At 63.7% G+C, this 24,563-nt stretch carries 20 protein-coding genes; 9 read left to right on the forward strand and 11 right to left on the reverse strand.

All coding sequences use genetic code 11. The features are described from left to right. Positions 1 to 36: 36 nt before the first annotated feature. Genes FHT75_RS31425 through glp form a run of 5 tightly spaced genes read left to right on the forward strand, consistent with a single transcriptional unit; the run spans position 37 to position 5,501 of the window. Positions 37 to 1,929, forward strand: coding sequence for a peptidylprolyl isomerase (locus FHT75_RS31425; protein ID WP_063473960.1), 1,893 nt, complete (start codon positions 37 to 39; stop codon positions 1,927 to 1,929). Positions 1,930 to 1,937: 8 nt separating this feature from the next. After that, a complete protein-coding gene (gene trpD / locus FHT75_RS31430) occupies positions 1,938 to 2,954 on the forward strand; it encodes an anthranilate phosphoribosyltransferase (RefSeq protein WP_063473959.1) in 1,017 nt (338 codons plus the stop codon). A 9-nt stretch (positions 2,955 to 2,963) separates the two neighbouring features. Further along, the gene (gene trpC, locus FHT75_RS31435; protein ID WP_063473958.1) at positions 2,964 to 3,776 is read left to right on the forward strand and encodes an indole-3-glycerol phosphate synthase TrpC; all 813 of its coding nucleotides are present in this window, start codon (positions 2,964 to 2,966) and stop codon (positions 3,774 to 3,776) included. A 1-nt stretch (position 3,777) separates the two neighbouring features. Beyond that, positions 3,778 to 4,278 carry a cyclic pyranopterin monophosphate synthase MoaC gene (gene moaC, locus FHT75_RS31440; protein ID WP_047615240.1) on the forward strand — a complete coding sequence of 167 codons (501 nt, stop codon included), beginning with the start codon at positions 3,778 to 3,780 and terminating at the stop codon, positions 4,276 to 4,278. Continuing rightward, positions 4,275 to 5,501 (forward strand): gephyrin-like molybdotransferase Glp, encoded by a 1,227-nt coding sequence (gene glp, locus FHT75_RS31445; RefSeq protein WP_063473957.1) that lies wholly within the window; start codon positions 4,275 to 4,277, stop codon positions 5,499 to 5,501. The genes moaC and glp overlap by 4 nt, the downstream gene beginning before the upstream one ends. On the opposite strand, the gene FHT75_RS31450 is transcribed toward glp, so the two are convergent. The 6 genes from FHT75_RS31450 to FHT75_RS31475 all read right to left on the reverse strand — a co-directional run bounded on the left by FHT75_RS31450 (position 5,470) and on the right by FHT75_RS31475 (position 12,458). Next, on the reverse strand, positions 5,470 to 6,174 hold the full coding sequence (locus FHT75_RS31450) for a class I SAM-dependent methyltransferase (RefSeq protein ID WP_063473956.1): 705 nt from the start codon (positions 6,172 to 6,174) through the stop codon (positions 5,470 to 5,472). The two genes, glp and FHT75_RS31450, sit on opposite strands and share 32 nt — an antisense overlap. Before the next feature lie 30 nt (positions 6,175 to 6,204). Beyond that, positions 6,205 to 6,639, reverse strand: a complete 435-nt coding sequence (locus FHT75_RS31455; protein ID WP_082849670.1) for a GNAT family N-acetyltransferase — start codon at positions 6,637 to 6,639, stop codon at positions 6,205 to 6,207. Between the two features lie 100 nt (positions 6,640 to 6,739). Further along, positions 6,740 to 8,707 (reverse strand): DEAD/DEAH box helicase, encoded by a 1,968-nt coding sequence (locus FHT75_RS31460; RefSeq protein WP_063473954.1) that lies wholly within the window; start codon positions 8,705 to 8,707, stop codon positions 6,740 to 6,742. 99 nt (positions 8,708 to 8,806) lie between these two features. After that, on the reverse strand, positions 8,807 to 10,663 hold the full coding sequence (locus tag FHT75_RS31465) for a CHASE2 domain-containing protein (RefSeq protein ID WP_183845450.1): 1,857 nt from the start codon (positions 10,661 to 10,663) through the stop codon (positions 8,807 to 8,809). Between the two features lie 5 nt (positions 10,664 to 10,668). Then, on the reverse strand, positions 10,669 to 11,187 hold the full coding sequence (locus FHT75_RS31470) for a FecR domain-containing protein (RefSeq protein ID WP_183845449.1): 519 nt from the start codon (positions 11,185 to 11,187) through the stop codon (positions 10,669 to 10,671). Between the two features lie 125 nt (positions 11,188 to 11,312). Further along, positions 11,313 to 12,458 carry a citrate synthase gene (locus FHT75_RS31475; protein ID WP_063473951.1) on the reverse strand — a complete coding sequence of 382 codons (1,146 nt, stop codon included), beginning with the start codon at positions 12,456 to 12,458 and terminating at the stop codon, positions 11,313 to 11,315. An 84-nt stretch (positions 12,459 to 12,542) separates the two neighbouring features. Here FHT75_RS31475 and FHT75_RS31480 point away from each other — a divergent pair, with 84 nt between their 5' ends. Then, positions 12,543 to 13,631, forward strand: a complete 1,089-nt coding sequence (locus FHT75_RS31480) for a citrate synthase/methylcitrate synthase (RefSeq protein WP_063473950.1) — start codon at positions 12,543 to 12,545, stop codon at positions 13,629 to 13,631. A 70-nt stretch (positions 13,632 to 13,701) separates the two neighbouring features. Here FHT75_RS31480 and FHT75_RS31485 read toward each other — a convergent pair whose 3' ends face one another. The 4 genes from FHT75_RS31485 to FHT75_RS31500 form a co-directional block, all read right to left on the reverse strand. Next, complete coding sequence (locus tag FHT75_RS31485) at positions 13,702 to 15,330, reverse strand: CTP synthase (RefSeq protein WP_047615254.1); 1,629 nt, start codon at positions 15,328 to 15,330, stop codon at positions 13,702 to 13,704. Positions 15,331 to 15,473: 143 nt separating this feature from the next. Further along, positions 15,474 to 15,977 (reverse strand): preprotein translocase subunit SecG, encoded by a 504-nt coding sequence (secG, locus tag FHT75_RS31490; RefSeq protein ID WP_047615256.1) that lies wholly within the window; start codon positions 15,975 to 15,977, stop codon positions 15,474 to 15,476. A gap of 139 nt (positions 15,978 to 16,116) precedes the next feature. Beyond that, positions 16,117 to 16,887, reverse strand: coding sequence for a triose-phosphate isomerase (gene tpiA / locus FHT75_RS31495; RefSeq protein WP_063473949.1), 771 nt, complete (start codon positions 16,885 to 16,887; stop codon positions 16,117 to 16,119). Positions 16,888 to 17,013: 126 nt separating this feature from the next. Next, positions 17,014 to 17,910, reverse strand: coding sequence for a phospholipase (locus FHT75_RS31500; RefSeq protein WP_047615259.1), 897 nt, complete (start codon positions 17,908 to 17,910; stop codon positions 17,014 to 17,016). A gap of 208 nt (positions 17,911 to 18,118) precedes the next feature. On the opposite strand from FHT75_RS31500, the gene parE reads away from it, so the two are divergent. After that, complete coding sequence (parE, locus tag FHT75_RS31505; RefSeq protein WP_063473948.1) at positions 18,119 to 20,221, forward strand: DNA topoisomerase IV subunit B; 2,103 nt, start codon at positions 18,119 to 18,121, stop codon at positions 20,219 to 20,221. 96 nt (positions 20,222 to 20,317) lie between these two features. On the opposite strand, the gene FHT75_RS31510 is transcribed toward parE, so the two are convergent. Further along, positions 20,318 to 21,484: an acyltransferase family protein gene (locus FHT75_RS31510; protein ID WP_183845448.1), complete on the reverse strand. Its 1,167-nt coding sequence runs from the start codon at positions 21,482 to 21,484 to the stop codon at positions 20,318 to 20,320. 563 nt (positions 21,485 to 22,047) lie between these two features. Here FHT75_RS31510 and FHT75_RS31520 point away from each other — a divergent pair. Together FHT75_RS31520 and FHT75_RS31525 are read left to right on the forward strand one after the other, a co-directional pair. Beyond that, on the forward strand, positions 22,048 to 23,184 hold the full coding sequence (locus FHT75_RS31520) for an esterase-like activity of phytase family protein (protein ID WP_183845447.1): 1,137 nt from the start codon (positions 22,048 to 22,050) through the stop codon (positions 23,182 to 23,184). 119 nt (positions 23,185 to 23,303) lie between these two features. Beyond that, the gene (locus FHT75_RS31525; RefSeq protein WP_047615262.1) at positions 23,304 to 24,521 is read left to right on the forward strand and encodes an AI-2E family transporter; all 1,218 of its coding nucleotides are present in this window, start codon (positions 23,304 to 23,306) and stop codon (positions 24,519 to 24,521) included. The last annotated feature ends 42 nt before the right edge of the window (positions 24,522 to 24,563 follow it).

The following is a 24,563-nucleotide window of genomic DNA, read 5'->3' on the forward strand; positions in this document are numbered from 1 at the left end:
CGCGCGGCTCAATGATACTGCGAGGTTTGCGTTTCCATGTTCCATATCCTGAGAAGAGCTGCTCAGACCTGGGTTGCCAAGCTCCTGCTGCTTTTGCTCGTCGTCTCCTTCGGTGTCTGGGGCGTGTCGCATGAGCTGTTAACGGGCGGCAACAGCACCACGGTCGTGACCGTCGGCGATCAGCATGTGGACGTCAACGAATTCCACCTCGCCTATCAGCGCCAGGTGGCAAGCCTCAGCCAGCAGTTCGGCATGCGCCTCACCCCCGAGCAGGCCCGCGCCTTCGGCATCGAGCAGCAAGTGCTTGCCCAGCTCGTGGCCGGCGCCTCGCTCGATCAGCTAGCCGAAGACATGAACCTCGGCCTGTCGGAGGATCGCCTCGCCCAGCTGATCGCCGACGATCCGGCTTTCAAGGCCGTCAACGGCCAGTTCGACCGTGAGCTCTTTGTCTCGCGCCTGCGCAATGCCAACATCCGCCAGGACGACTACATCAAGGAGCGCAGCAAGGTCGCCGTCCGCAGCCAGGTCGTCGATGCCATCTCGAACGGATTCACCGCGCCGAAGACGCTGGTCGACGCCTTGAAGCTTTATGGCAATGAAAGCCGCAGTGTCGATTACCTGCTGCTCACCAACGCCAATATCGAGCCGATCAAGGCGCCCGCCGACGACGTGCTGGCGACGTGGTTCGAAGGTGTCAAGCAGCGTTATCGGGCGCCAGAATACCGCAAGCTCATTTATCTCAAGCTGCAGCCCGCCGATATTGCCGACGCTGCAACCGTCACCGACGATCAGATCCACGAAACGTTCGACAAGAGCAAGGATATCTACCGCACACCGGAAAGCCGCACCATCGAACAGTTGACCTTCGCCAGCAAGGATCTTGCCGCCGCCGCCGAAACGGCGCTGAAGAGCGGCACCAGCTTCGATCAGTTGGTCTCCGACCAGGGCAAGACGGCAAGCGACGTGCTGCTCGGCGAATTCACCAAGGACAAGGTTCCCGACCAGGCCGTTGCCAATGCAGCCTTCGCGGTTTCGCGCGATGGCGGCACGACGCCTGTGGTCGACGGCTCCTTCGGGGCCGTCATCCTGCGCATCACCAACATCAAGCCGGAAACGGTGAAGAATTTCGACGAGGTGAAGGAGGATATCCGCAAGCAGCTGGCGCTTTCCAACGCCTCTCAGGAGGTGATCAACGTTCATGACCGCATCGAAGACCTGCGCGCCGGAGGTTCCACGCTCGAGGATATCGCCGGTCAGCTGAAGCTTCAGGCCGTCACCGTCGATGCCGTCGACATGACCGGCGCCGACAAGGAAGGCAAAGAGGTCAAGGATCTCCCGGCCAAGCAGCAGCTGCTCGGCGAAGCCTTCAAGACCGAGGTCGGCGTCGATGCGCCGCCGCTGCCGATCGGCAATGACGGCTATGTCTGGTTCAACGTCCTTGAAATCACGCCGGACCGCGATCGCCCGATCGCCGAGGTGCGCGAAAAGGCCGTCGAGGACTGGACCGCCGAACAGCAGAAGGCCGAGCTCGCCAAGAAGGCCGACGCATTGAAGGCCGAGGCGGCGAAGGGCACGGCACTTGCCGATATCGCAACGCCGCTCGGCATCGCCGTCGAAAGCAAGAGCGGTGTCACCCGCTCCACCGACGATCCGGTGCTCGGCCGCGCCGGCGTCACCGCCGCCTTCTCCGGCCCGGTCGATACGGTCGCGAGCGCCGTGGGCGCCGATCCCTCGACGCAGATCCTGATGAAGGTCACCGAGGTCAACAGTGAGCCGACCGGCGACGTCCTGAACAACCGCGATGCCCAGATCACCGCCATGGCCAATGCCGCCGGCGACGACATCCTCGATCAGATGGTCAACCTGCTGCAGACGCAATACGGCGCGCAGATCAACCAGAAGCTCGCCGAACAGGCGACAGTCCGCTAGGAGGCCTTATGACCGATCTGAAGCCGTTCCTGGCCAAGGCCGCAAGCCGCGAGCCGCTGACGCGTGACCAGGCTCGCGCCGCCTTCGACATCCTGATGTCGGGCCAGGCGACGCCCTCGCAGATCGGTGGCTTCCTGATGGCGTTGCGCGTGCGCGGCGAAACCGTCGATGAGATCGTCGGCGCCGTCACCGCGATGCGCGCGAAAATGCTGGCCGTCGAGGCGCCGGCCGATGCGATCGACATCGTCGGCACCGGCGGCGATGCCAGCGGCACCTACAATATCTCGACGCTGGCGGCGCTGATCGTCGCCGGCGCCGGTGTCCCCGTCGCCAAGCACGGCAACCGGGCGCTGAGTTCGAAATCGGGCGCGGCCGACAATTTGGCCGCACTCGGCGTCAAGCTCGATGTCAGCCCCGAGATCATCTCCCGCTGCATCGCGGAGGCCGGCGTCGGCTTCATGTTCGCGCAGATGCATCATTCCGCCATGCGCCATGTCGGCCCCTCCCGGGTCGAACTCGGCACGCGCACGATCTTCAACCTGCTCGGCCCGCTCTCCAATCCGGCCGGCGTCCGACGCCAGCTGCTCGGCGTCTTCTCGCCGCAATGGCTGGTGCCGCTCGCCGAAGTCATGCGCGATCTCGGCTCCGAATGCGTCTGGGTGGTCCATGGCGACGGCCTCGACGAGATCACCACCACCGGCGTCACACAAGTCGCGGCGCTCGAGGACGGCAAGATCCGCACCTTCGAGCTGTCGCCCGCCGATTTCGGCGTCAGCCCTTGCGTGCTCGCCGACATCAAGGGCGGTGACGGTGTTGCCAACGCCGCAGCGCTTCGCGAGGTGCTCGGCGGCGCCAAGAATGCCTATCGCGATGTCTCGCTCGCCAATGCCGCCGCCTCACTGGTCATCGCGGGCAAGGCCGGGACGATCCGCGACGGCATGACGCTTGCCGCGCAGTCGCTGGATAGCGGCGCCACCGCGCTCGCCCTCGACAAACTCATCGCCGTTTCCAACGATATCGACTAGGATTGCCCGATGACCGATATCCTGAAGAAGATCGAACTCTACAAGCGTGAAGAGATTGTCGCCGCAAAGGCGACGGTGTCGCTCGCCGACTTGAAGGCGATGCAGGCCGGTCAATCCGCCCCGCGCGGTTTTCACAAGGCGCTCGTGGCCAAGCGTGATGCCGGCAATTTCGGCCTCATCGCCGAGATCAAGAAGGCGAGCCCCTCGAAGGGTCTCATCCGTCCGGATTTCGATCCGCCGTCGCTGGCGAGCGCCTATGAGGCCGGCGGTGCCGCCTGCCTGTCCGTCCTGACCGACAGGCCGAGCTTCCAGGGCGCGCCGGAATTTCTAACGGCCGCCCGCGCGGCCTGCGCGCTGCCGGCACTGCGCAAGGATTTCATGTTCGAGACCTATCAGGTGCACGAGGCCCGCGCCTGGGGCGCCGACTGCATCTTGCTGATCATGGCTTCGCTGTCGGATGATGAAGCCGAGCGCCTGCAGGACGAAGCCTTCGACCTCGGCATGGACGTTCTGGTCGAGGTCCACGACGCCGAGGAGATGGAGCGGGCGCTGAAGCTCTCTTCGCCGCTCGTCGGCATCAACAATCGCAATCTCCGCACCTTCGAGGTCAGCCTCACCGTCAGCGAGGCGCTTGCATCAATGGTGCCGGACGACCGGCTGCTGGTCGGCGAAAGCGGTGTCTTCACCCATGCCGATTGCAAAAGGCTGGCCGCCAGCGGCATCAACACCTTCCTGGTCGGCGAAAGCCTGATGCGCAAGGACGACGTGGCGGCCGCCACCCGCGCACTGCTCTTTGGCGAAGCCGTGCTGGCGGCCGAGTGAGATGGGCAGCGAGAAGCCCCGTCTGACCCATATCGGCGCTGCCGGCGAAGCCCATATGGTCGATGTCGGCGACAAGGCGGAAACGGTCCGCATCGCCACCGCCGAGGGCCACGTGCGCATGGCCGAGCAAACCCTGAAGCTGATCCGTGACGGCAACGCCAAGAAGGGCGACGTCATCGCCACCGCCCGCCTTGCCGGCATCATGGCCGCCAAGCAGACCGCCAATCTGATCCCGCTCTGCCATCCGCTGATGCTAACCAAGGTGACGGTCGATATATCAGAGGACGCCGCTCTTCCCGGCCTGCGCGTTACGGCCATGGCCAAGCTGACCGGCAGGACCGGTGTCGAGATGGAAGCGCTGACGGCCGTATCAGTCGCTTGTCTCACCATTTACGACATGGCCAAGGCTGCCGACCGGACGATGGAAATCGGTGGCATCCGGCTGCTGGAAAAATCCGGCGGCAAGTCAGGCGATTTCCGTCATCCGGAGGCCGGTCGATGAGCCTGCTGCCCGTCGCCGAGGCGCAGAACCGCTTGCTGTCGCGCGCCAAACCTGTCGAAACCTCCGAGACGCTCGACCTTGCCGAGGCCGAGGGCCGTGTGCTAGCCCGCGATCTCACGTCAAAGCTGACGCAGCCGCCGTTCGATTCCTCCGCTATGGATGGTTATGCCCTGCGCCGCGACGATGCACCGGAGCCCGGCGCCGTGCTGAGGTTGATCGGCACCTCGGCTGCCGGCCGTGCCTTCGAAGGCGAGGTCGGCAAGGGCGAGACTGTTCGCATCTTCACCGGCGCCCCGGTTCCCTCGGGCGCCGATAGCGTGCTGTTGCAGGAGGATGCCGAACGGCTGGACGACGGCACCATCCGCACGACATTCCCCGTGCGTCAGAACCAGCATGTGCGCCCGCGCGGACAGGATTTCGTCGAGGGCGAAGCCGTGCTGCCGGCAGGCACGATACTCGATTTCACCCGGCTGACGGTTGCCGCCGGCATGAACAATGCAACGGTGGAGGTACGACGCAAGCCGCTGGTCGCCATCCTTGCGACCGGCGACGAGCTGTTGCCGCCAGGCAGCCAACCCGGCCCGGCGCAGATCATCGCCTCGAACGGTTTCGGCATTGCCGCCCTCGCCCGCAAGGCCGGCGCCGAGGTGCTCGATCTTGGCATTGCGCCTGACGACCAGGCAGCCATCACCGCCGCGATCGGCAAGGCTGAGGCGGCCGGCGCCGATGTGATCGTGACGATCGGCGGCGCCTCCGTCGGTGACCACGATCTAGTGCGGGCGACGCTGACGGCTGCCGGCATGGAACTCGATTTCTGGCAGATCGCCATGCGGCCGGGCAAGCCTCTGATGGTCGGCAGTCTCGGGCCGATCCACGTGCTCGGCCTGCCCGGAAATCCGGTCTCCAGCCTGGTCTGCAGCCTGCTGTTCCTGGAGCCGCTGATCCGCCGGCTCGCATCGCTGCCGCCGGTGCGGCGCGAGGCGACAGCCGAGACAGCCATATCGCTGCGAGCCAACGATCATCGCCAGGATTATCTCCGCGCCAGACTGGCGAAATCGGCCACGGGCGGCTGGATCGCCGAACCATTCGGCAAGCAGGATTCCTCGATGATGAAGGTCTTCGCTGCGGCCGACTGCCTCGTCATCCGCCCGCCGCATGCGGGTGAATTGCCGGCCGGCGCACCCTGCCCGGTCATGCTGTTGCGGCCTGACCTCCTGGCATAATCCCCGCCTTCAACTGGTGCCGGAGCGTGAAGACCCCTGCCGGCACCGCCCCGCCGCCCGTGCCGGCGCCGAAATCGGCAACGGCATGGGTCGCGATTCGACTCAATTCTCCCTGAGGCAGATAGGCCCTCTCGGGATCGCCGATCAGCACCTCGATGCCGCTTGCCTGACAGCGCGACAGGAACGCCATCACCCGCAAGGCAAGGGCGGGTTCGTAGAACAGGTCGCCAACCACGAGAAGGTCTGTCTCCGGCGGCGGTTCATCGATGATATCGGCGGCGACGGCCACGATGTTCACATCATTGATCGCCGCGTTGAGGCCGGTTGCGGCAATGGCATTGGCATCGATATCGACCGCCGTCACCGCCACTGCGCCGGCTTTGGCCGCCGCGATGGCGACGAGCCCGGAGCCGGCGCCGAGATCGAGGACACGGCGGCCCCCGACCGTCTCCGGCTGGTCGAGCAGATGGCGGGCAAGCACAGCGCCGCCGGCCCAGGGATAGGCCCAATAAGGCGCCGGATCGGCTTCTCCGGGGCCTGCAAGCCGCCAGAGCCCGCTCGCGGGGCCTGCGGTATGCAGCCGGATCTCGGGAATGCAGGGAACGGCTGATATCGGCAGATTGGCCTTGATGAAGGCGACTGGATCGGGTTGCGAGATGACCGGGCGTTTCATTGTCTCTCCTGCCTGGCTGAGCCCGATGGTTCAGTAGTTCTTCATGGCGAGATGCGGCATGCCACCATCGAGAAATTCCGTGCCATAGGCGACGAAACCGAAACGTTCATAGAGCGGTAGCTTGCCGGCCTGCGCTGTGAGATAGAAGCGGTTGTCGCGCGCGCTGCGATGCAGGTCCATCGCCCGCCCGATCATATCAGCCGCGATGCCGCGCCCGCGCCATGGGTGGGCAACCGCGACACGGCCGATCTTCACATGTTCCTCGGCGTAAATGACCCGCAGCGTGCCGGAGACTTCGCCCGCCGTGAGGGCGACGAGATGGTGGGCGCTGAGATCGTCGGCATCGAATTCTTCGGCTTCGGGAACCTTCTGCTCATGCACGAAAACGGCACGCCGCAGCCGGAAGGCCTCATTGCAGAGCATACTGAAAACCGGAACGCTGAGGATCGTTGTTTCCACCATCACAGGAGCTCCCCGAGGAATACGACCCAAGGCCCTTCGCCCGAACTGGCGAAGGGGTCCCGCGATTCAAACTGCTGCAGCATCCAGCGCTGTAGCAGCAAGATCAGCCGGGCTTCTTTTTTGAAAATTTGGCCTTCGGTCCGCCGCCCTTGCCCTCATATCTGGGGGCCTCAGATCTGGCGCCTTCGAATTTCGGTTTGTCGAATTTCGGCTTGTCGGATTTGGGTCCATCGAAAGCAGGCTTGCCCGGCTTTTTGCTCCAGGGCTTGCTGTCCCGTGTTTCCCCGCCGGCATTGTCAGCCGCAGCATATCCGCCGCCCGGACCCTTGCCGAACTTGTTCTTCGGGCGCTCGCTGCGGAACGAGTCGTCCGGGCGCTCGTCACGGGATGGCTTGCCGGCATAGGGTTTCGGCGACGGCGCCCGGCTGAAATCCGGTGTGCCCGAAAGCCGGGTCACGCGGATGCCGCGTTCGAGTGCCTTGTTCGGTCCGATCGCCGCCTGGAAGCTTTCGGCGCTCGCCGCGGCGATCTCCACGAAAGTTTCCTCGGGCTGCATCTTGATCGCGCCGATCTCGCGCTTCGTCACATTGCCGTTGCGGCAGAGCATCGGGATCAGCCAGCGCGGCTCGGCATTCTGCTTGCGCCCGACCGAGATAGAGAACCAGACGCTGGCGCCGAAATCCTCACGCGGTCCCTTCTGCGCAGGCTCGTACGGCTCGGCATTGTCGCGGCGCTTGCGGTTGCGCTCGTCCTGCACGGTAACCTCAATGAGATCCTCCGGCGCCGAATGATTGGTGCGGTATAGACGCAGAAAGGCGGCGGCAAGCTTTTCGGCGCCGTGGCTGGCGAGAAGCTGCTGCACCAGCCCCTGTTCTTCTTCCTGCGGTGTTTCGTTGAAGATCGGGTCGGCAAGCAGACGTTCGTCGTCGCGCTCGCTCACCTCCTCGGCCGAAGGCGGCCGCGCCCAGGCAGCCGAAATTCCGGCATTTTCGAGCAGGCGCTCGGCCTTGCGACGTGCGTTCAGCGGCACGATCATGGCGCTGATGCCTTTACGCCCGGCCCGGCCGGTGCGGCCACTGCGGTGCAGCAGCGTTTCCGGATTGGTCGGCAGGTCGGCATGGATGACGAGATCGAGACCCGGAAGGTCGATGCCGCGGGCGGCGACGTCGGTCGCGATGCAGACGCGGGCACGTCCGTCGCGCATCGCCTGCAGCGCATGGCTGCGCTCGTTCTGCGTCAGCTCACCGGAAAGCGCCACCACGGCGAAATTGCGGTTGTTGAACCGCGCAGTCAGATGGTTGACGGCAGCGCGCGTCGAGCAGAAGACGATGGCGTTGGTCGCCTCATAATAGCGCAGCACGTTGATGATCGCGTTCTCGCGGTCGCTGGGCGCCACCATGAGCGCGCGATATTCGATATCGACATGCTGCTTTTCCTCGGCCGCGGTGCTGATGCGCACGGCATCGCGCTGGTAGCTCTTGGCAAGCTTGGCGATCGCCGCCGGCACCGTTGCCGAAAACATCAAAGTGCGGCGTTCGTCCGGCGCCGAATCGAGAATGAATTCCAGGTCCTCGCGGAAGCCGAGATCGAGCATCTCGTCGGCCTCGTCGAGCACGGCAGCCTTCAGCTCAGACATATCGAGCGCCCTGCGGCGGATATGGTCGCAGAGCCGGCCGGGCGTGCCGACGACGATATGGGCGCCGCGCTCGAGCGAGCGACGCTCGCTGCGGATGTCCATGCCGCCGACGCAGCTTGATATCACCGCGCCGGTCATTTCGTAGAGCCATTCGAGCTCACGCTTCACCTGCAGGGCAAGCTCGCGCGTCGGGGCGATGACGAGGGCGAGCGGCGCGCCGGCATTGCCGAAGCGCTCTCGGCCTTCGAGCAGCGTCGGCGCCAGCGCCAGGCCGAAGGCGACAGTCTTGCCGGAACCGGTCTGGGCCGAGACCAGCGCATCGGAAGCGGCGAGCGCCGGATCGAGCATCGCCTTTTGCACCGGGGTGAGTTCGGCGTAACCGCGCTTCTGCAACGCCTTGGCGATCGCCGGGACGACGCCGTTGAATTCTGTCATGGGTTCGATCTTTCGGAGCTGTCAGGCGCGTGACTGCGCCATGGCCGGAGCCAGCCGGCGGGGTATTTGCGCCGTTCCTAACCGCTCCCGCGGCGATTGTCAAAGCGTGCGGCTACGCCACAGCCACGCGTCGATGTGGCTCGCCCGGCCGCGCAGCGTCGTTTCCAACGGTCCCTCCATCCGGCCGGACTGCGCAAGCATGCTGTCGGGGCCTGCCGCGCGGACGATTTCGGCGCTCAACGCCAGCTCGACGCCATGGCGGGCGGCCACTTCCATCAGGCGGCTGCCGACATTGATGGTGTCGCCTGCCGCGGTGATCTGCTGCCGGTCGCCGGTACCGAGACGCGAGGCGACGATCGGCCCGCAATGGGCGCCGACCTTGAAGCCGATCTTCTTTTGGGCGAAGCCCGCATGCGCTTGAAGCCAGGCCCGCGTGCGCTCACACAGGCTCACTGCGCAGGCAGCAGCCCGGGCGGCATCGTCATCGGAGGGTTCCGGCAGGCCGAACAGGATCATCGCCCCGTCGCCCATGAAGCTGGTGATGGCGCCGCCATGGGCGCGCGCCTCCTCATCGATCAGTTCGAAGAAGCCGCTCAGCACCTTGCTCACCGCCACCGGTCCGACGGTTTCGCTGAGGCCGGTAAAGCCCGAGAGATCGATGAAGATGACGGCGGCGTTCTGGCGCACCGGCGTGGCGAGGAAATTCGGATCGCGCGCCAGCCACTCGCCGAGGCCGGGCGCCTCGATGCGCTGCAGGAGCGCGCTCTGTTCGGCATAATGGCGGGCGCGGCCACGGTCGCGCCAGAGTTCGGCCGCGCCGAAGATCAGCGCCGGCGGCAGCGCTGCGGCGATCGGCAGCGCCGCACTCAGCCAGTAGCCATGCGCATAGGCCGACAGATTGAGCATCGCCCAGACGATGAGCGTCAGCACGATGATGACATAGCCTGCCGCACTGCGGCGCCAGGCGACCAGCGAAACGAGCACGACCGTCAGACCGATGGCGGTGGCGGCATCGATCAGCCTTATCCTGTGGTCGCGCACCATGCCGTCGCCGGTGACGAGATGGGTAATCGCCGTCGACATTACCTCGACACCTGGCATGACGGGATCGAACGGCGTCGGAAAGACGTCGCCGCCACCGGTGACCGTCGAACCGATGACGACGATGCGGCCGGCGATCGCATCCGCCGAAAGCTTGCCATCCAATGCATCGGCGGCGCTGAAGGTGGCGATTCTGCCGTGGCCGCCGTAGAAGGTCACCGGCAGCCGCTGGCCGATATCTGTGGGAATGCGCAGCTTTCCGAGCATGATGGCGTCGGGTTCGATGGTGGGATTGACTCCGAGCGCCACTGAAGCGACACGCAGCGGAAAAGCCGGATCCAGCCGCTCTGCGGTACGCGAGATCAGCGGAATGAAGCGCGGCGTGCCGGTCTGGTCGGTTGCGACATTGACGATGCCGACCGCGGCTGCCTCGGCGAAACGGGGAAGCGGCAGGAGAAGCTGGTTTGCCTCAGGGATGGCGGCAAGCGGATCGTCGGCGGTATCGCTCACGCGCTGCCGACTCTGTGCAAAGGTGGCCGCAGCCGCAATCACGCTCGGTCCCCGGCGAAGGGCTGAGGTCAGTGCCGCGTCGCCCTCCTCCGGCCCCGGATCGACCAGCAGAATATCGATGGCCACGGCTTTCGGCTTCAGCGCGGTGATCGCCTCGATGAGGCGCGCAAGCGTCGCCCGATTTAGGGGATAACCATGCGCCCCGGCGGTGCGGTTGTCGATCGCAACGATCGAGACAACAGGAGGCGGTGTCTTCGCCCCGACGATGACGCTGCGGATATCGGCAAGCGAGGCCTCCATCCGGTCGAGAATGCCGCTTCCGGCATTAAGATTGGTATAGCCGAGTGCTGCCGCCCAAAGACCGGCGAGCAGCATCGCGATCACAGTCTGCAGGCGATGGTTCATAGGATTTATTGGCCGAGGCGGGCAAGAAGGGCGGCGGCGCGCAGCGCCGGCCAGCGACGCACGACGAGGGGTTCGGTTCCGCCGCTGACATCGACGCCCTCACCCGGCGACAGCACCACCGGCTCGCCGGCCGGCCGGCGGACCGCGACGCTGCCTCTGACGACCAGCACCGAGGTCTTGCCACCCGCGACATCGACAGCCCATTGAGTGCCGCGCACGGCGGCGATCGCCTGCGGCGTCACGACCTGGAAACCGCCGGCATGCTGCGTGCTGTCGACATCGACGAGGATCGCCTTGCGGCGCAACGCCGCCGAATCAGGGCTGCCGTCCCGGTTGCGGTCGACGAGGCTGTAGACCGCGCCGGCCTCCGCCGTTACCGTGACACCACCTGGACAACTGAGCACCTGGCGGGCGCCGGCATCACGCGAGACCGTGCAGCCGGCAGACTGCGCAACGGCCGCCCCATGCGGAATGAGGCCGACAGCGAGTGCGGCGGCAAGCAGGCTACGAAGCGTCCTATCCATGGAAAGTCCCCTTGACCGCGCGGGACAGCTTTTCGAAAGCGCCCCGCCAACCGTCTTCTTCCATGTGCGGCATGATAGCCGAATTCGGATATTTCCCTAGGCAAAAAAGCGAAGTGGCGGAATTCTTAAGTTCTGCGGTCCGTTTCAGGTGCCGGTCCGACATAACGCGCCCGCGGCCGGATCAATTCGCCGCTGTCGATCTGCTCCATCGCATGCGCAAGCCAGCCGGCGGAACGGGCAAGCGAGAAAATGATGATCGGCGCCTCCCTCGGGAGATCGAAAGCGGCTGCCATCGCAGCAAGCGCGAAATCGACATTGACCCTCTCGCCGACCATCTCCTCGCCGGTTTCCCGAACCGCTGCAAACTGCGGCGGCAGGGGAAAGTGCGGCAGCAGCGCCAGAGCCCTGATGTCGCCATCGGGATAGAGCGGATGGCCGAAGGCCGACAGGCGATTGCCCTGGGCAAGCGTGCGGCGGATCGCCTGCTCCGCCCCAAGGGCGGCTGCTGCCTCGATCAAGGCGTCGACGCCCTGCCAGGCGGCCCCATGCAGCGGTCCTGTCAGCGTCGCCAGTCCCGAAAGCACGGCGGCGGAAAGGGCCGGACCCGCCGATGCCGTGACCCGCGCCGCGAAGGTGGAGGCGTTGAGTTCATGATCGGCCATCAGCACCAGCGCGCGGCGCAGGCAATCGGCAGCATCCGGCCGCCGCCAGCTGGCAGCAAGCCGCAGATGCAACGGCTGCTCCGGCGGCCCCGGGGCCAGCGCATCGGCGAGGGTGCAGAGAACCCCGCCTGCTTCACGGCGAAGTGCGGCCTGTGAGCGGCCGAGCGACGGCAGATCGGATGTCACCCGTCCTGCCAACGCCCGGAAGGCCGCCTGAAGCGACGGAGAGGTATTTCCGGTTCTGCTCCCGGAGAGGAAGGCTTCCGCGCCGTTCCAGAGCAGTGCTGCCGTCTGCTCCAGCGTCGCGACGTCAGCGAAATCGGCCGCATCCCGGCCGCGATAGAAAAGCCGTCCGCCTGTGATGGTCGAGATTGCCGAGGGGAGAACCGGATCGCCCCACCTTATCGTCTCGGCCGCAACCGTTTCGGCCTTGCGGCGGCCGGCATGGCGTTCGGCAAGCCTCTGCACGTCGCTGGCCTGGTAAAGGCTGCGGCGCGGATCGGAGGGATCGGGCTTGGCGTGGATGCGCCCGCGGCTGACATTGGCGTAGAGCGTCTGCGGCTTGGTCTTCAGCGCCTGTAGCGCCTCCTCGGCGGTCAGCCACGACATCGGAACCTCATATTGATCATTTACATCAAGATTGACGTCAATGAGACTAGGTCGGATCATCCGTGGCGTAAAGGAGAAAACAACATGACGAATGGCTTGGAAGATGTCATCGCCGCCGAAACGCAGCTCTCGGATGTCGATGGCGAAGCGGGACGGCTGATCATCCGTGGCGTATCGCTGGATCATCTGGTCGCAGACGGTACCTATGAAGGCGTCGCCGTCCTGTTGCTCGACGGGCTGATGGAACGAAGCTTCGATGAAGCCGAATTGCGCGGCTGGCTCGCCAAAGCGCGAACCGGGGTGTTCGACCATATCAAGGCTGCCGATGCCGCACTGCTCGCCCTGCCTCCGGTCGATGCGATGCGAGCGCTGATCGCCCGGCTGCCCGACGGCGAGGATTTCGATACCGCGCTCAGCCTTCTGGCGGCGCCCGCAGTCTTCCTTCCGGCGGTTCTGCGCATGCAGCGCGGCAAAAAACCGATCGCGCCCGACGCTTCGCTGCCGCAGGCGGCCGATATCCTGCGCATGCTGACCGGAAAATTGCCGAGCAGAGAGCAGACGGCGGCACTCGACGCCTATCTGGTGACGATATCAGACCATGGCCTCAACGCCTCGACCTTCGCATCGCGCGTCATCGCCTCGACACAGGCCGGCCTCACCTCGTCCGTGCTCGCAGCACTGAGCGCACTGAAAGGACCACTGCATGGCGGCGCGCCCGGTCCCGTGCTCGACATGCTGGATGCAATCGGAACGGCGGAAAACGCTTACCCGTGGCTCGGCGAAGCGCTCGACCGCGGCGAACGGCTGATGGGCTTCGGCCACCGTATCTATCGTGTCCGCGATCCGCGTGCCGATGCGCTGAAGGGCGCACTGAAGCCGCTGATATCAACCGGACAGGTCAACAGGGCTCGCAGCGCGCTGGCGGAAGCGGTGGAGGCTGCTGCATTGTCGATCCTCAAGGCGCGCAAGCCGAACCGGCCGCTCGACGTTAATGTCGAGTTCTATACCGCGCTGCTGCTCGAAGCCCTCGGCTTTCCGCGTCAAGCCTTCACCGGGGTCTTTGCGATCGGCCGCACCGTCGGCTGGCTGGCGCATGCGCGCGAACAGGCGCTCGACGGCCGGTTGATTCGCCCGCGTTCTGTCTATATCGGGCCGTTGCCGGCCGCGGCTTGAAGGTTGATCCGGCAGAGCATCCGGACCTAATCCAGATCGCGCCTAACCGCGCGATCTGGTGCGACTTTCATCAGACGAGACGGCTCTGTTCCGTCGCCGCTTCGATGAAGCTGGCAAACAGCGGATGCGGGTCGAGCGGCCGGCTCTTCAGTTCCGGGTGATACTGCACGCCGATGAACCAGGGATGATCGGGATATTCGATCGTCTCCGGCAGCACGCCGTCCGGCGACATGCCGGAGAAGACGAGGCCGCAGTTCTCCAGCCGGTCCTTGTAGTCGATATTGACCTCATAGCGATGGCGATGACGCTCGGAAATATCGGTTGAGCCGTAAATCTCCGAGATCTTCGTGCCCTTCTTCAGCGCCGCCTTGTAGGCGCCAAGGCGCATCGTGCCGCCGAGATCGCCGGCCGCTGTCCGCTTCTGCAGCTCGTTGCCCTTGATCCATTCGGTCATCAGGCCGACCACCGGCTCTTTCGTCGGGCCGAATTCCGTCGAGGATGCGGCCGGCACATCGGCAAGATTGCGCGCCGCCTCGATCACCGCCATCTGCATGCCGAAGCAGATGCCGAAATACGGCACCTTGCGCTCGCGGGCAAAGCGGGCCGCATGGATCTTGCCTTCCGAACCGCGCTCACCGAAGCCGCCCGGCACGAGGATGCCGTGCACCTTTTCGAGATAAGGCGCCGGATCCTCCTTTTCGAAGACCTCGGATTCGATCCATTCGAGCTTGACCTTGACGCGATTGGCGATGCCACCGTGATGCAGCGCCTCGATCAGCGACTTATAGGCATCCTTGAGGCCGGTGTATTTGCCGACGATCGCGATCGTTACCTCGCCTTCCGGCGTGCGGATCCGATTGCAGACCTCTTCCCACTGGTCGAGGCGCGGCTTCGGCGCCGGCTCGATGCCGAATGCGGCGAGCACTTCGTCGTCGAGACCTTCCCGGTGGTAGGCCATCGGCACGTCATAGATGTTGGCGACGTCGAGCGCCTGGATGACGGCGGACGGACGCACGTTGCAGAACAGCGACAGCTTGCGGCGCTCTGCCTCCGGAATTTCACGGTCGGCGCGCACCAGCAGGATATCGGGATGAATGCCGAGCGCCTGCAGTTCCTTCACCGAATGCTGGGTCGGCTTGGTCTTGAGCTCGCCGGCCGCCGGAATATAGGGCATGAGCGTCAGGTGGACATAGACAGCGGTGCCGCGCGGCAGGTCATTGCCGAGCTGGCGGATCGCCTCCATGAACGGCATCGCCTCGATGTCGCCGACCGTACCGCCGATCTCGCAGATGACGAAGTCGTAGTCGTCATTGCCCTCGACAACGAAATCCTTGATCTCGTTGGTGACGTGCGGGATGACCTGCACCGTCGCGCCGAGATAGTCGCCGCGCCGTTCCTTGTCGATGATGTTCTTGTAGATGCGGCCGGTGGTGATGTTGTCGGTCTTGGTCGCCGAACGCCCCGTGAAGCGTTCGTAGTGACCGAGATCGAGATCGGTTTCCGCGCCGTCGTCGGTGACGAAGACCTCGCCGTGCTGGGTCGGGCTCATGGTGCCCGGGTCCACGTTCAGATAGGGATCGAGCTTGCGAAGCCTGACCCGATATCCACGGGCCTGCAGCAACGCTCCGAGAGCCGCGGCCGCGATTCCTTTTCCGAGAGAGGAAACCACGCCGCCAGTGATGAATACGTATCGCGCCATGGGATTCACCGGATACCTTTTCAAAAACGATTCCACCAGCCCAAAAATTCTTTTCCAGAACTTTCGGAGCGTGACGCGGGAATCTGAACAAAAGAAAACCGGCAGACCCGAGGGCCTGCCGGCGGTTTATGTCGAAGACCGGTTTATTGTCCCGTCGGGACACCGGAGGGCTGAGCCGGCGCGGCCGGAACTGCCGGGGTAGTCGTTGCAGGTGCGGTAGCTGCCGGGGCCTGAGTCACCGGAGCGCCAGTTACGGGAGCTTGAGCGGCGGGAGCCTGCGGTGCGGGCGTCGCAGCCCCGCTGCTCGGAACGCCGTTGCCGGCCGGCTGACTTGCCGGAGCCTGTGCGCCGCCACCGAGCGAATCGAGAATACCGTTGCCCTGGCCGCTTGTTGCCGGAATGCGGTCGAGAATGTCGCTCGGGCGGCCTTCGTAACGCGTCAGAATGCCGAGGCCGAGCGAAGTCAGGAAGAACAGGGTCGCAAGGATCGCGGTCGTGCGCGTCAGCGCATTAGCCGTGCCGCGGGCCGACATGAAGCCCGAACCGCCGCCGATGCCGAGGCCGCCGCCTTCCGAGCGCTGGATGAGCACGACGCCGACGAGGGCGAGCACGATCATGAGATGGATGACAATCAATACTGTCTGCATGGGTCCAGTCCTGCCCGCCTGGAGACGGACAAAGTTAAGAATTCTGGCGGCTCTTTACATGAGGCTTTGATCTATTCCAAGCCCTTCGGCCCGGAATACGCCCTGGAATAAACGAATAAACCCAGGAATAAACAATGCCTCAGGCGAGCAGCGCCTCATAGGCCCGGTAGATGGCGAGGAAGTCTGCCGCTTTCAAGCTCGCCCCGCCGATCAGCGCGCCGTCGACATTGGCGATGCCCATCAGCTCCCCGGCATTGGCCGGCTTGACCGAGCCGCCATAGAGCAGACGCATCTTGCGGCCTTCATCGCCGAAGCGGGCCACAAGCTCTGCCCGCATGAAGGCGTGCGCCTTCTCGACATCGCCTGATGTCGGCGTCACGCCGGTGCCGATCGCCCAGATCGGCTCGTAGGCGATGACGGTGTTCTCGGCGGTGGCGGCGTCCGGAACCGAGCCGGAGAGCTGGCGTTTGATGACATCGAGCGCCTGGCCGGTCCGGCGTTCATCCGCCGTCTCGCCGATGCAGATGATCGCCGTCAGCTCCGCGGCGAAGGCGGCTTCCGCCTTGGCGCGGACCAGATGATCCGTCTCGGCATGGTCGGTACGCCGCTCGGAATGGCCGACGATGACATAGGTGCCGAAACAATCGGCAATCATGTCGGCCGAAATGTCGCCGGTATGGGCGCCGGATGGCTTCTGGTGGCAGTCCTGAGCGCCGATCGCCAGCGGACTGTCGGTGCAGAGCGCCGTCGCCACATAGAGCAGCGTCGTCGGCGGGCAGATCAGCGCTTCGACCTTGTCAGCCAGCGGCGAACGAACGCCCTCGGCGATCGCCTTGATCTGATCCAGGGAGGCACGCATGCCATTCATTTTCCAGTTTCCCGCCACAAGCGGGCGCACGTCAGGTGTCATGCCAGCCTTCCAAAATCTGCTTATGCCTTGGGCAATATCAAAAGCGCGCGGCAAAGAAAAGCATCATGCCCTTGACGTAAGGGGAATCTCAGCGGTCCCGCGTATATTTCTGCCGAAAACCAGCCGCTAACTGGCAAGAATCCAGTTCAACACGTTACGCCAGTCGATCATCCGGATCGGCGTCCCGTGATTGCCGGTCTGAAACAGCGTGAAGCGCGTCGGATATTTCGCCTTGTGCAGGTTTTCGAACAGCGCCTGCTGGTTGGCGGCGGCGTAGACCGGATCGCGGCTGCCATGGGCAAACCACAGCGGCAGCTTCGCCTTGTAGAAGGCGCTCCTGGTGAAATCAGGGTCAGTGACCCCGCTCATAACAAGCATGCCCTTCAGCCGCTTGACGCTGTCAGCGTCGCGCGCAATGCCCCAGCAGACCTGGCTGCCCATCGAGGCGCAGGAAAGGATGATCGGCCGGCCGGGCGATTGCGCGCCGGCATAGCGGATCAGGCTGGCAATTACGGCAACGCCGCTACTGTCGAAACTCCTGACCGTCGGCGAATAATAAACGCCGCCATTGCCGGCGACCAGGTTCTTCAGCCGATTGAAATTGCCGCCGAAGCTGTAGTCGTTGGCCCCGAGCCGCCGGTCGCCGTCGCGGCCATGGATGAAGATCACCGTGAAGGCGGCATTCCCGGCCGGTCCCACCCTGGTGACATCGAGCATGACGCCATCGAGAGACAGCGTCTCGTCGGCTTGGGCCTTGCGGATGCCGAGCGCCACATATTTCTGCTGCACCCGCTTTTGCGGGATCTGGTCGCGGCCGTTGATATCGCGCATCTCGTCATAGTCGAGGACCTCGAAGGCGCCGTCATCACCCGTCTGCAGCACGGTCTGCTTCGAAAACAGATCGTCCTTGAAGGGCGGCAGCGCATCGGCTGCCTGCGCGCCGACGGCGGAGAGGACGGCTACGGACAAGAAAAACGCCGCAATTGCGGTGATGATGGTGCAATGACTTGTGGACATTCGCATTCGGATGGTTCCTGAAGCCTGCCGCCGCTTGCCATTCCGCGCCCGGCAACGCAAATCATTTGGGAAAAACCCGCCAAGTCAGGCGGTGTCGCGTATAGAGGTGCTTTCTGGCAAAATCTGCCTGATTCGCAAACGTGGCATGAAATGCGGTGATTTTGGGTCGACGGGAATGCCAGACCTAAGACAGGATGAAGATCTGAACGGCTCCATGGACGATAGCAACGACCTTTTTTCCGGAATGCCCCTCTCTGAAAAACGCGAGGAGGCGCAGAAGCCTGCCGCTCTGGCCGAGCGGCCGTCGGTAACGGCTGCGCCCGCCGTCGCTGCAGCGCCCTCTGCTGGCGGGGCGTCAGCGCGTCCGGCGCCCGCCGCCTCCAACTCGGATGAATACGGTGCCTCGTCGATCCGCGTCCTCGAAGGCCTCGAGCCGGTGCGCATGCGCCCGGGCATGTATATCGGCGGCACCGATGAAAAGGCGCTGCACCACCTGTTTGCCGAAGTCATCGACAATGCGATGGACGAGGCGGTCGCCGGCCACGCCAATTTCATCGAGGTCTATCTTGATCTCGAGGGTTATCTCACCGTCTCCGACAACGGCCGCGGCATCCCGGTCGAGAACCATCCGCAGGTGCCGGGCAAGTCGACTCTCGAAGTCATCATGACCAAGCTGCATGCCGGTGGCAAATTCGACGGCAAGGCCTACGAGACCTCGGGCGGCCTGCACGGCGTCGGCGTCTCCGTCGTCAACGCGCTTTCCGACGACCTCGAGGTCGAAGTGGCGCGCAACCGCAAGCTCTACCGCCAGCGTTTCTCCCGCGGCCTGCCGCAGGGTGGGCTCGAAGAGCTGGGCGACGTCCACAATCGCCGCGGCACCCGCGTGCGCTTCCATCCCGATCCCCAGATCTTTGGGGATCACATGAAGTTCGATGCCGCCCGCGTCTTTCGCATGGCGCGCTCGAAGGCCTATCTGTTCGGCGGCGTCGAAATCCGCTGGAGCTGCGAGCCGGGCGTGCTGCCCGAAGGCTCCGAGGTGCCCGACAAGGCGGTCTTCCACTTCCCCGGCGGCCTGAAGGATTACCTGCAGGCGACGATGGGCAAGGAGTTCACCGTCACCCGCGAGATCTTCGCCGGCAAGACCGAGAAGGTGAGCGGCCACGGCTCGATGGAATGGGCGATCACCTGGTATGGCGGCGATCCGCAGGTGCATTCCTACTGCAACACCATCCCGACCCCCGAAGGCGGCACGCATGAGGCCGGCCTGCGCATCGCGCTGACCAGGGGCCTGAAAGCCTATGCCGAGCTGACGCAGAACAAGCGCGCCGCCCAGATCACCACCGATGACGTCATGATCTCGGCCGTCGGCATGCTGTCGGTGTTCATCCGCGAGCCGGAATTCGTCGGCCAGACCAAGGACAAGCTTGCCACCGTCGAGGCCCAGCGCATCGTCGAGAATGCGCTGCGCGATCCCTTCGACCATTACCTTGCCGACAATCCGAACGAGTCAGCCAAGCTGCTCGACTGGGTGATCGAGCGCGCCGAGGAGCGTCTGCGCCGCCGCAAGGAAAAGGAAGTCAACCGCAAGACGGCGGTGCGTAAATTGCGCCTGCCCGGCAAGCTCGCCGACTGCTCGCAGAACACCGCCGAGGGTGCCGAACTCTTCATCGTCGAGGGCGATTCGGCAGGCGGTTCGGCCAAGCAGGCGCGCAACCGCGCCAACCAGGCCATTCTGCCGCTGCGCGGCAAGATCCTCAACGTGGCCAGCGCCGGCCGCGAAAAACTCGGCGCCAACCAGCAGCTCGCCGATCTCATCCAGGCGCTCGGCTGCGGCACACGCTCGAAATACCGCGACGAAGACCTGCGCTACGAGCGCATCATCGTCATGACCGATGCCGACGTCGACGGCGCCCATATCGCCTCGCTGCTCATCACCTTCTTCTATCAGGAGATGCCGGAACTGGTGCGCGGCGGCCACCTCTTCCTCGCCGTGCCGCCCCTTTACAAGATCACCCAAGGTTCGAAATCCGCCTATGCCCGCGACGACAACCATCGTGCCGAGCTGATGCAGACGGAATTCAAGGGCAAGGCCAAGGTCGAGATCAGCCGCTTCAAAGGTCTCGGCGAGATGATGCCCGCCCAGCTCAAGGAAACCACCATGGACCCGTCCAAGCGCACCCTGCTCAAGGTGCTGATCGACGAGGTGGATTTCGAGGGCACCCGCAGCGCCGTCGACGATCTGATGGGCACCAAACCGGAAGCCCGCTTCCGCTTCATCCAGGAGCGCGCGGCCTTCGCGGAGAATCTCGATATCTAGAGCAGGGCGATACCTGCCAGCTAGTTTGCTTCAATAATCGCGCTCATCGGACCGAACCGTGTCCAAAAAGCAATGGCCGGCTTGAAAGCAATTAAACTAGCTCAAGGGAAACTTGCGGCCCAGGTACGCGCGAAGGGGCGCATCGAAGCAACCGTGTAAAAAATGTGCCACACCGACAGCGACCAGGAGCGTCCCGCTCACCGTGACCGGCAATGGAATGAAGCCATCGGTGAGGTTTTGGAAATGATCGCCGAACTGAATAACAGGCAGATGGACGACATACAGGGGATAGGACAACTGCCCGAGATAGGCAGCGAACGGCCGCTCCGCGCCCTGCGGTACTGCTGCAGCTAGCGCGACCACGATCGGAATTATGACCGCGATGCAAGTGAAATCGTAGACGTCACTCGGGACGGCAAAGGGGAAAAATAGCACGGCGATCAGGACGAAAAGCGGGATCTGAGGTGGAACAGCCCCGACGCGACGATGGATATTCCAGCGGAAGATCAAGACGCCGGCAAGAAACGAAAAGCCGACCCTGACAAATCCTTCGAAGAATGCTCGCCAGTTCGCAAAACCAACCGGCCCGATAGCACCCTCGAACATGACAACTTGGAAAAGCGCTGCGGCCAACAACGCGAAGACCGCTATCTCATGCCAAAAATGTATCCGACGGTGAGCGACTGAGCCGTAAACCACGCTAGCGACCATATCAAAGCAGATGGACCAGAGTGGGTTGTTGATCGCGAAGGCCTCCTGCCCTACCAAGAGTCCCAGGGGCAATAGGAATAATGCGCCCACAGCAAGAATCGAGACCTCGGCGAGAGCAATATTGGGCGTCAAAGCAAATTGCGACGCGAGGACGCCCAAGGCGACGCCAACCACCATCATGGGATAAAGCCGTACCACGCGCTTCAGCAAGAATGCCCTGCTCCCCAGAGCACCCGCCTTTAGCTTTTGGTCGTATCCATTTGCGAGAACGAAGCCACTCAGGCAAAAGAAGAAATCCACGGCCAAGGAGGGGTGGGAGTTGAGCCGAAAGCTGAAAAGCTGGCTGGCATGCAAGAGAACCACTGATAGCGCAGCCAGTCCTCGAAGCTCATCCAGAAAGATAAAGCGGTCTTTCGCTTGACCTGCACCGTGACCTAGATCCTGCCTATCGCTCGGACCGGGACGCGCAGCCGCAGGGAATACGGAACGGGCTAATGCGTCGGCAGTGGTCAGGAGCCTGTCTTCCCCTGGTCTTTGATCAAAGCGCCGCATCTTTCTTATTCTTCCTTGAGCGCCCGTGCGACCTGATCCATGAACGGCTTCGTCAGATAGGCCAGCAGTCCGCTCCTTGGTCTGTATGAAAGCTTCGACCGGCATGCCGGGTACAGCCGTGACCTCGCCAAGCCTCTGCCATCTACGTCGGAAATCTCGGCTTGGACGTCAGAGTTGCTGAGACCCGAGCGTTGATCTGCCGCCTCGCTGGTCTCTCACGTTGATCACAGATACCATCTGCGAAGTTGTAATTCAGCGCCGATGACCTCAAAAAGAAGACTACAAATTGAATTTGCAATTGCAAGGTAATTTCTGTTTTTCCCGCATTAGGAGAAACAATGTGATAAAAATGCACTCTAGATCGAAAGCGCTGAATGCGCTTGTGGTACGGGTGAAAACGGTTCGGCGCACCGCATTTTAGCATCGACGATTTCACGGAACTGACGAAGAACCGTAACAACTCCTTCAAACAACCGGCGCATGAAGCGGTCGGCGCGCGTTCCCCTTGAGGGAGCGGCGGCGCCGTTTCGAACCGTTTTCAAACCCCTTGCCGGATATTTGTCATGACCAAGCGTTTTCTCGCGGCTGCCGCTTTCGTTTTCCTGTCCAGCACCGGCACCGTCAGCGCCACCGAGATCGGCGCCACCGTCGAGACCGCCTGCCCCTTCGGCGATTGCGCCGCCGGCATATCGCTCTCCTATCTCGGCGAATTTGTCATCCCCACGGGCCATATGGAAAACGGCGTCGAATTCGGCGGCATATCAGGTCTCGATTTCGATGCCGCCACCGGCCACTACATCGCCATCAGCGACGACCGCTCGGAAAGAGGCCCTGCCCGCTTCTATGAACTCGACGTCGATGTGGACGCATCGGGTCTCAAGAACGTTTCGGTGGTCAAGCAAGTCACTTTGAAGGATAAGAACGGCAAGCCCTTCGCTGCCAGGACCGTCGATCCGGAATCGATCCGCCTCGGCAAGGACGGCATCTATTGGGGCAGCGAAGGCGACGGCAAGACGTTGCTTGCACCCTTCGTCCGCGTCGCTTCGCCGGACGGTTCCTTCGTCCGCGAATTCAAGCTGCCGGAGGGCTTTGCGCCGACCGCCGACAAGTCGACCGGCATCCGCGACAACCTCGCCTTCGAGGATCTCGCAGTCGCGCCCTCGGGCGATGTTTTCGTCGGCGTCGAAGCTGCCCTCTACCAGGACGGCCCGAACCCCTCACTGACGTCGGGCAGCCTGTCGCGCATCATCCGTTACGACGGCGCCACCGGTGAGCCGAAGGCTCAGTACGTCTACCCCGTCTCGCCGATCCCGCAGGCCGCCACCAAGGCCGAAGGCGGCAATGACAACGGCATGTCCGAGATGCTTGCCCTCGACGATCATCGGCTGCTCGCCGTCGAGCGCAGCTATGCCCAGGGCTTCGGCAACACCATCAAGATCATGATGATGGATCTGGCCGATGCCACCGACGTATCAGCCATCCCGTCACTCGCCAAAAACGACCAGCGCGTCGTCCCTGCCCGCAAGAGCCAGGTCCTTGATCTGAGGGCCATCGGCCTTGTTCCCGACAATATCGAGGCCATGTCGCTGGGCAAGGCCAAGGACGGCGCCGATGTCCTCATTCTCGGCTCTGACAATAATTTCTCGCCCAGCCAAAAGACGCAATTCTACGCCTTCAAGGTCTTGCGCCGTCCGCAGTAGTAAGACGTTCGATTCTGAGAGTCGAATAGCGACGCTTTGTATACGCTTTCACGTTGCGGACCTTGAAACCGTCGGGATCATGGCCCATAACCAGAGTACAAGAATAAGAAGAGGCGCGCGTGGGTGTATTCGACCGTCAGAAAAACAATCATGAACCGCGATGGCTCGGATCGTCGGCGCAAACACGCACGCCGCTGATTCCCTCCATCTCGGCGGCGCGCTGGCTGCTGGTTCTGATCGTCGCCGCCGGCGTTTATTTCTTCTACGGCTTCCTCGTGCCGGTGCTCGCAGCCCTCGTCATCGGCTTTGCCAGCTGGCCACTCTACCGTAAGCTTCTTGCCCGCGTCGGCGGCAACACGACGATCGCCGCCACCATCGCCATCATCATGATCATCACCTTCCTGGTCATCCCGATCGGGCTTGCGGTCACTTATACAACGGGCGAAGTGCGCACCTGGGTCACCTGGGCGATCCACGCCAACCGCGCCGGCGCCCCGACACCGGACTGGATCGTCGCGCTGCCTTTGGCCGGCGCCTATCTCGATGAAGCCTGGACCAAATATATCGGCAGTCCCGGCGCCCTGGGTGAGGTCATTCAGGCGGTCAGCGGCGCCAATATCGGCAATATCTATCGTGCCGTGCTTGCGGCCGGCGGCGGCGCCTTCCATCTGCTGCTGACGCTGCTCTTCATGCTAATCGCGCTGTTCTTCGTCTATCGCGACGGTTTCTCCTTTTCCAAGCAGATCGACATGCTCGGCGAGCGCATCCTGCCGAACCGCTGGGAACGCATTTCTCGGGTCGTGCCGGCGACGATCAGCTCCACCGTCATGGGCATGACGCTGATCGCGATCGGCGAAGGCATCGTGCTCGGGCTCGCCTATTGGATCGCCGGCGTGCCGTCGCCGGTCACCCTCGGCGTGCTGACGGGCGTGATGGCGCTGATACCGGGCGGCGCGCCGCTCTCCTTCACGCTGGTCTCCGTCTATCTGCTGGCCAGCGGCTCGCATGTCGCCGGCATCGGTCTTTTCGTCTGGGGTACGGTCGAACTTTTCATCGTCGACAAGACGCTGCGGCCGAAGCTCGTCGGCGGTCCGATCAAGCTGCCCTTCCTGCCGACCTTCTTCGGCCTCGTCGGCGGCGTCAAGACAATGGGTTTCCTCGGCCTCTTCATCGGCCCGGTGCTGATGGCGCTGATCGTCGCCATCTGGCGCGAATGGATCCACGAGGCCCGCAATGCCGACAAGAGCGAGACGGGACCGCAGCTCCTCATCGACGAACAGGCCCCGCCGGCAATCCCCGGCTCGTCGAAACCGATCCCGCGCGTTGCCGAAGGCTGAACCTGCCGTAGGTCCAATCGACATTCAGGATTCACGTCAGGC

Origin of the sequence: Rhizobium sp. BK112, assembly GCF_014193215.1 — a bacterium.
In the GTDB taxonomy this organism is placed as follows: Bacteria; Pseudomonadota; Alphaproteobacteria; order Rhizobiales; family Rhizobiaceae; genus Rhizobium; species Rhizobium anhuiense.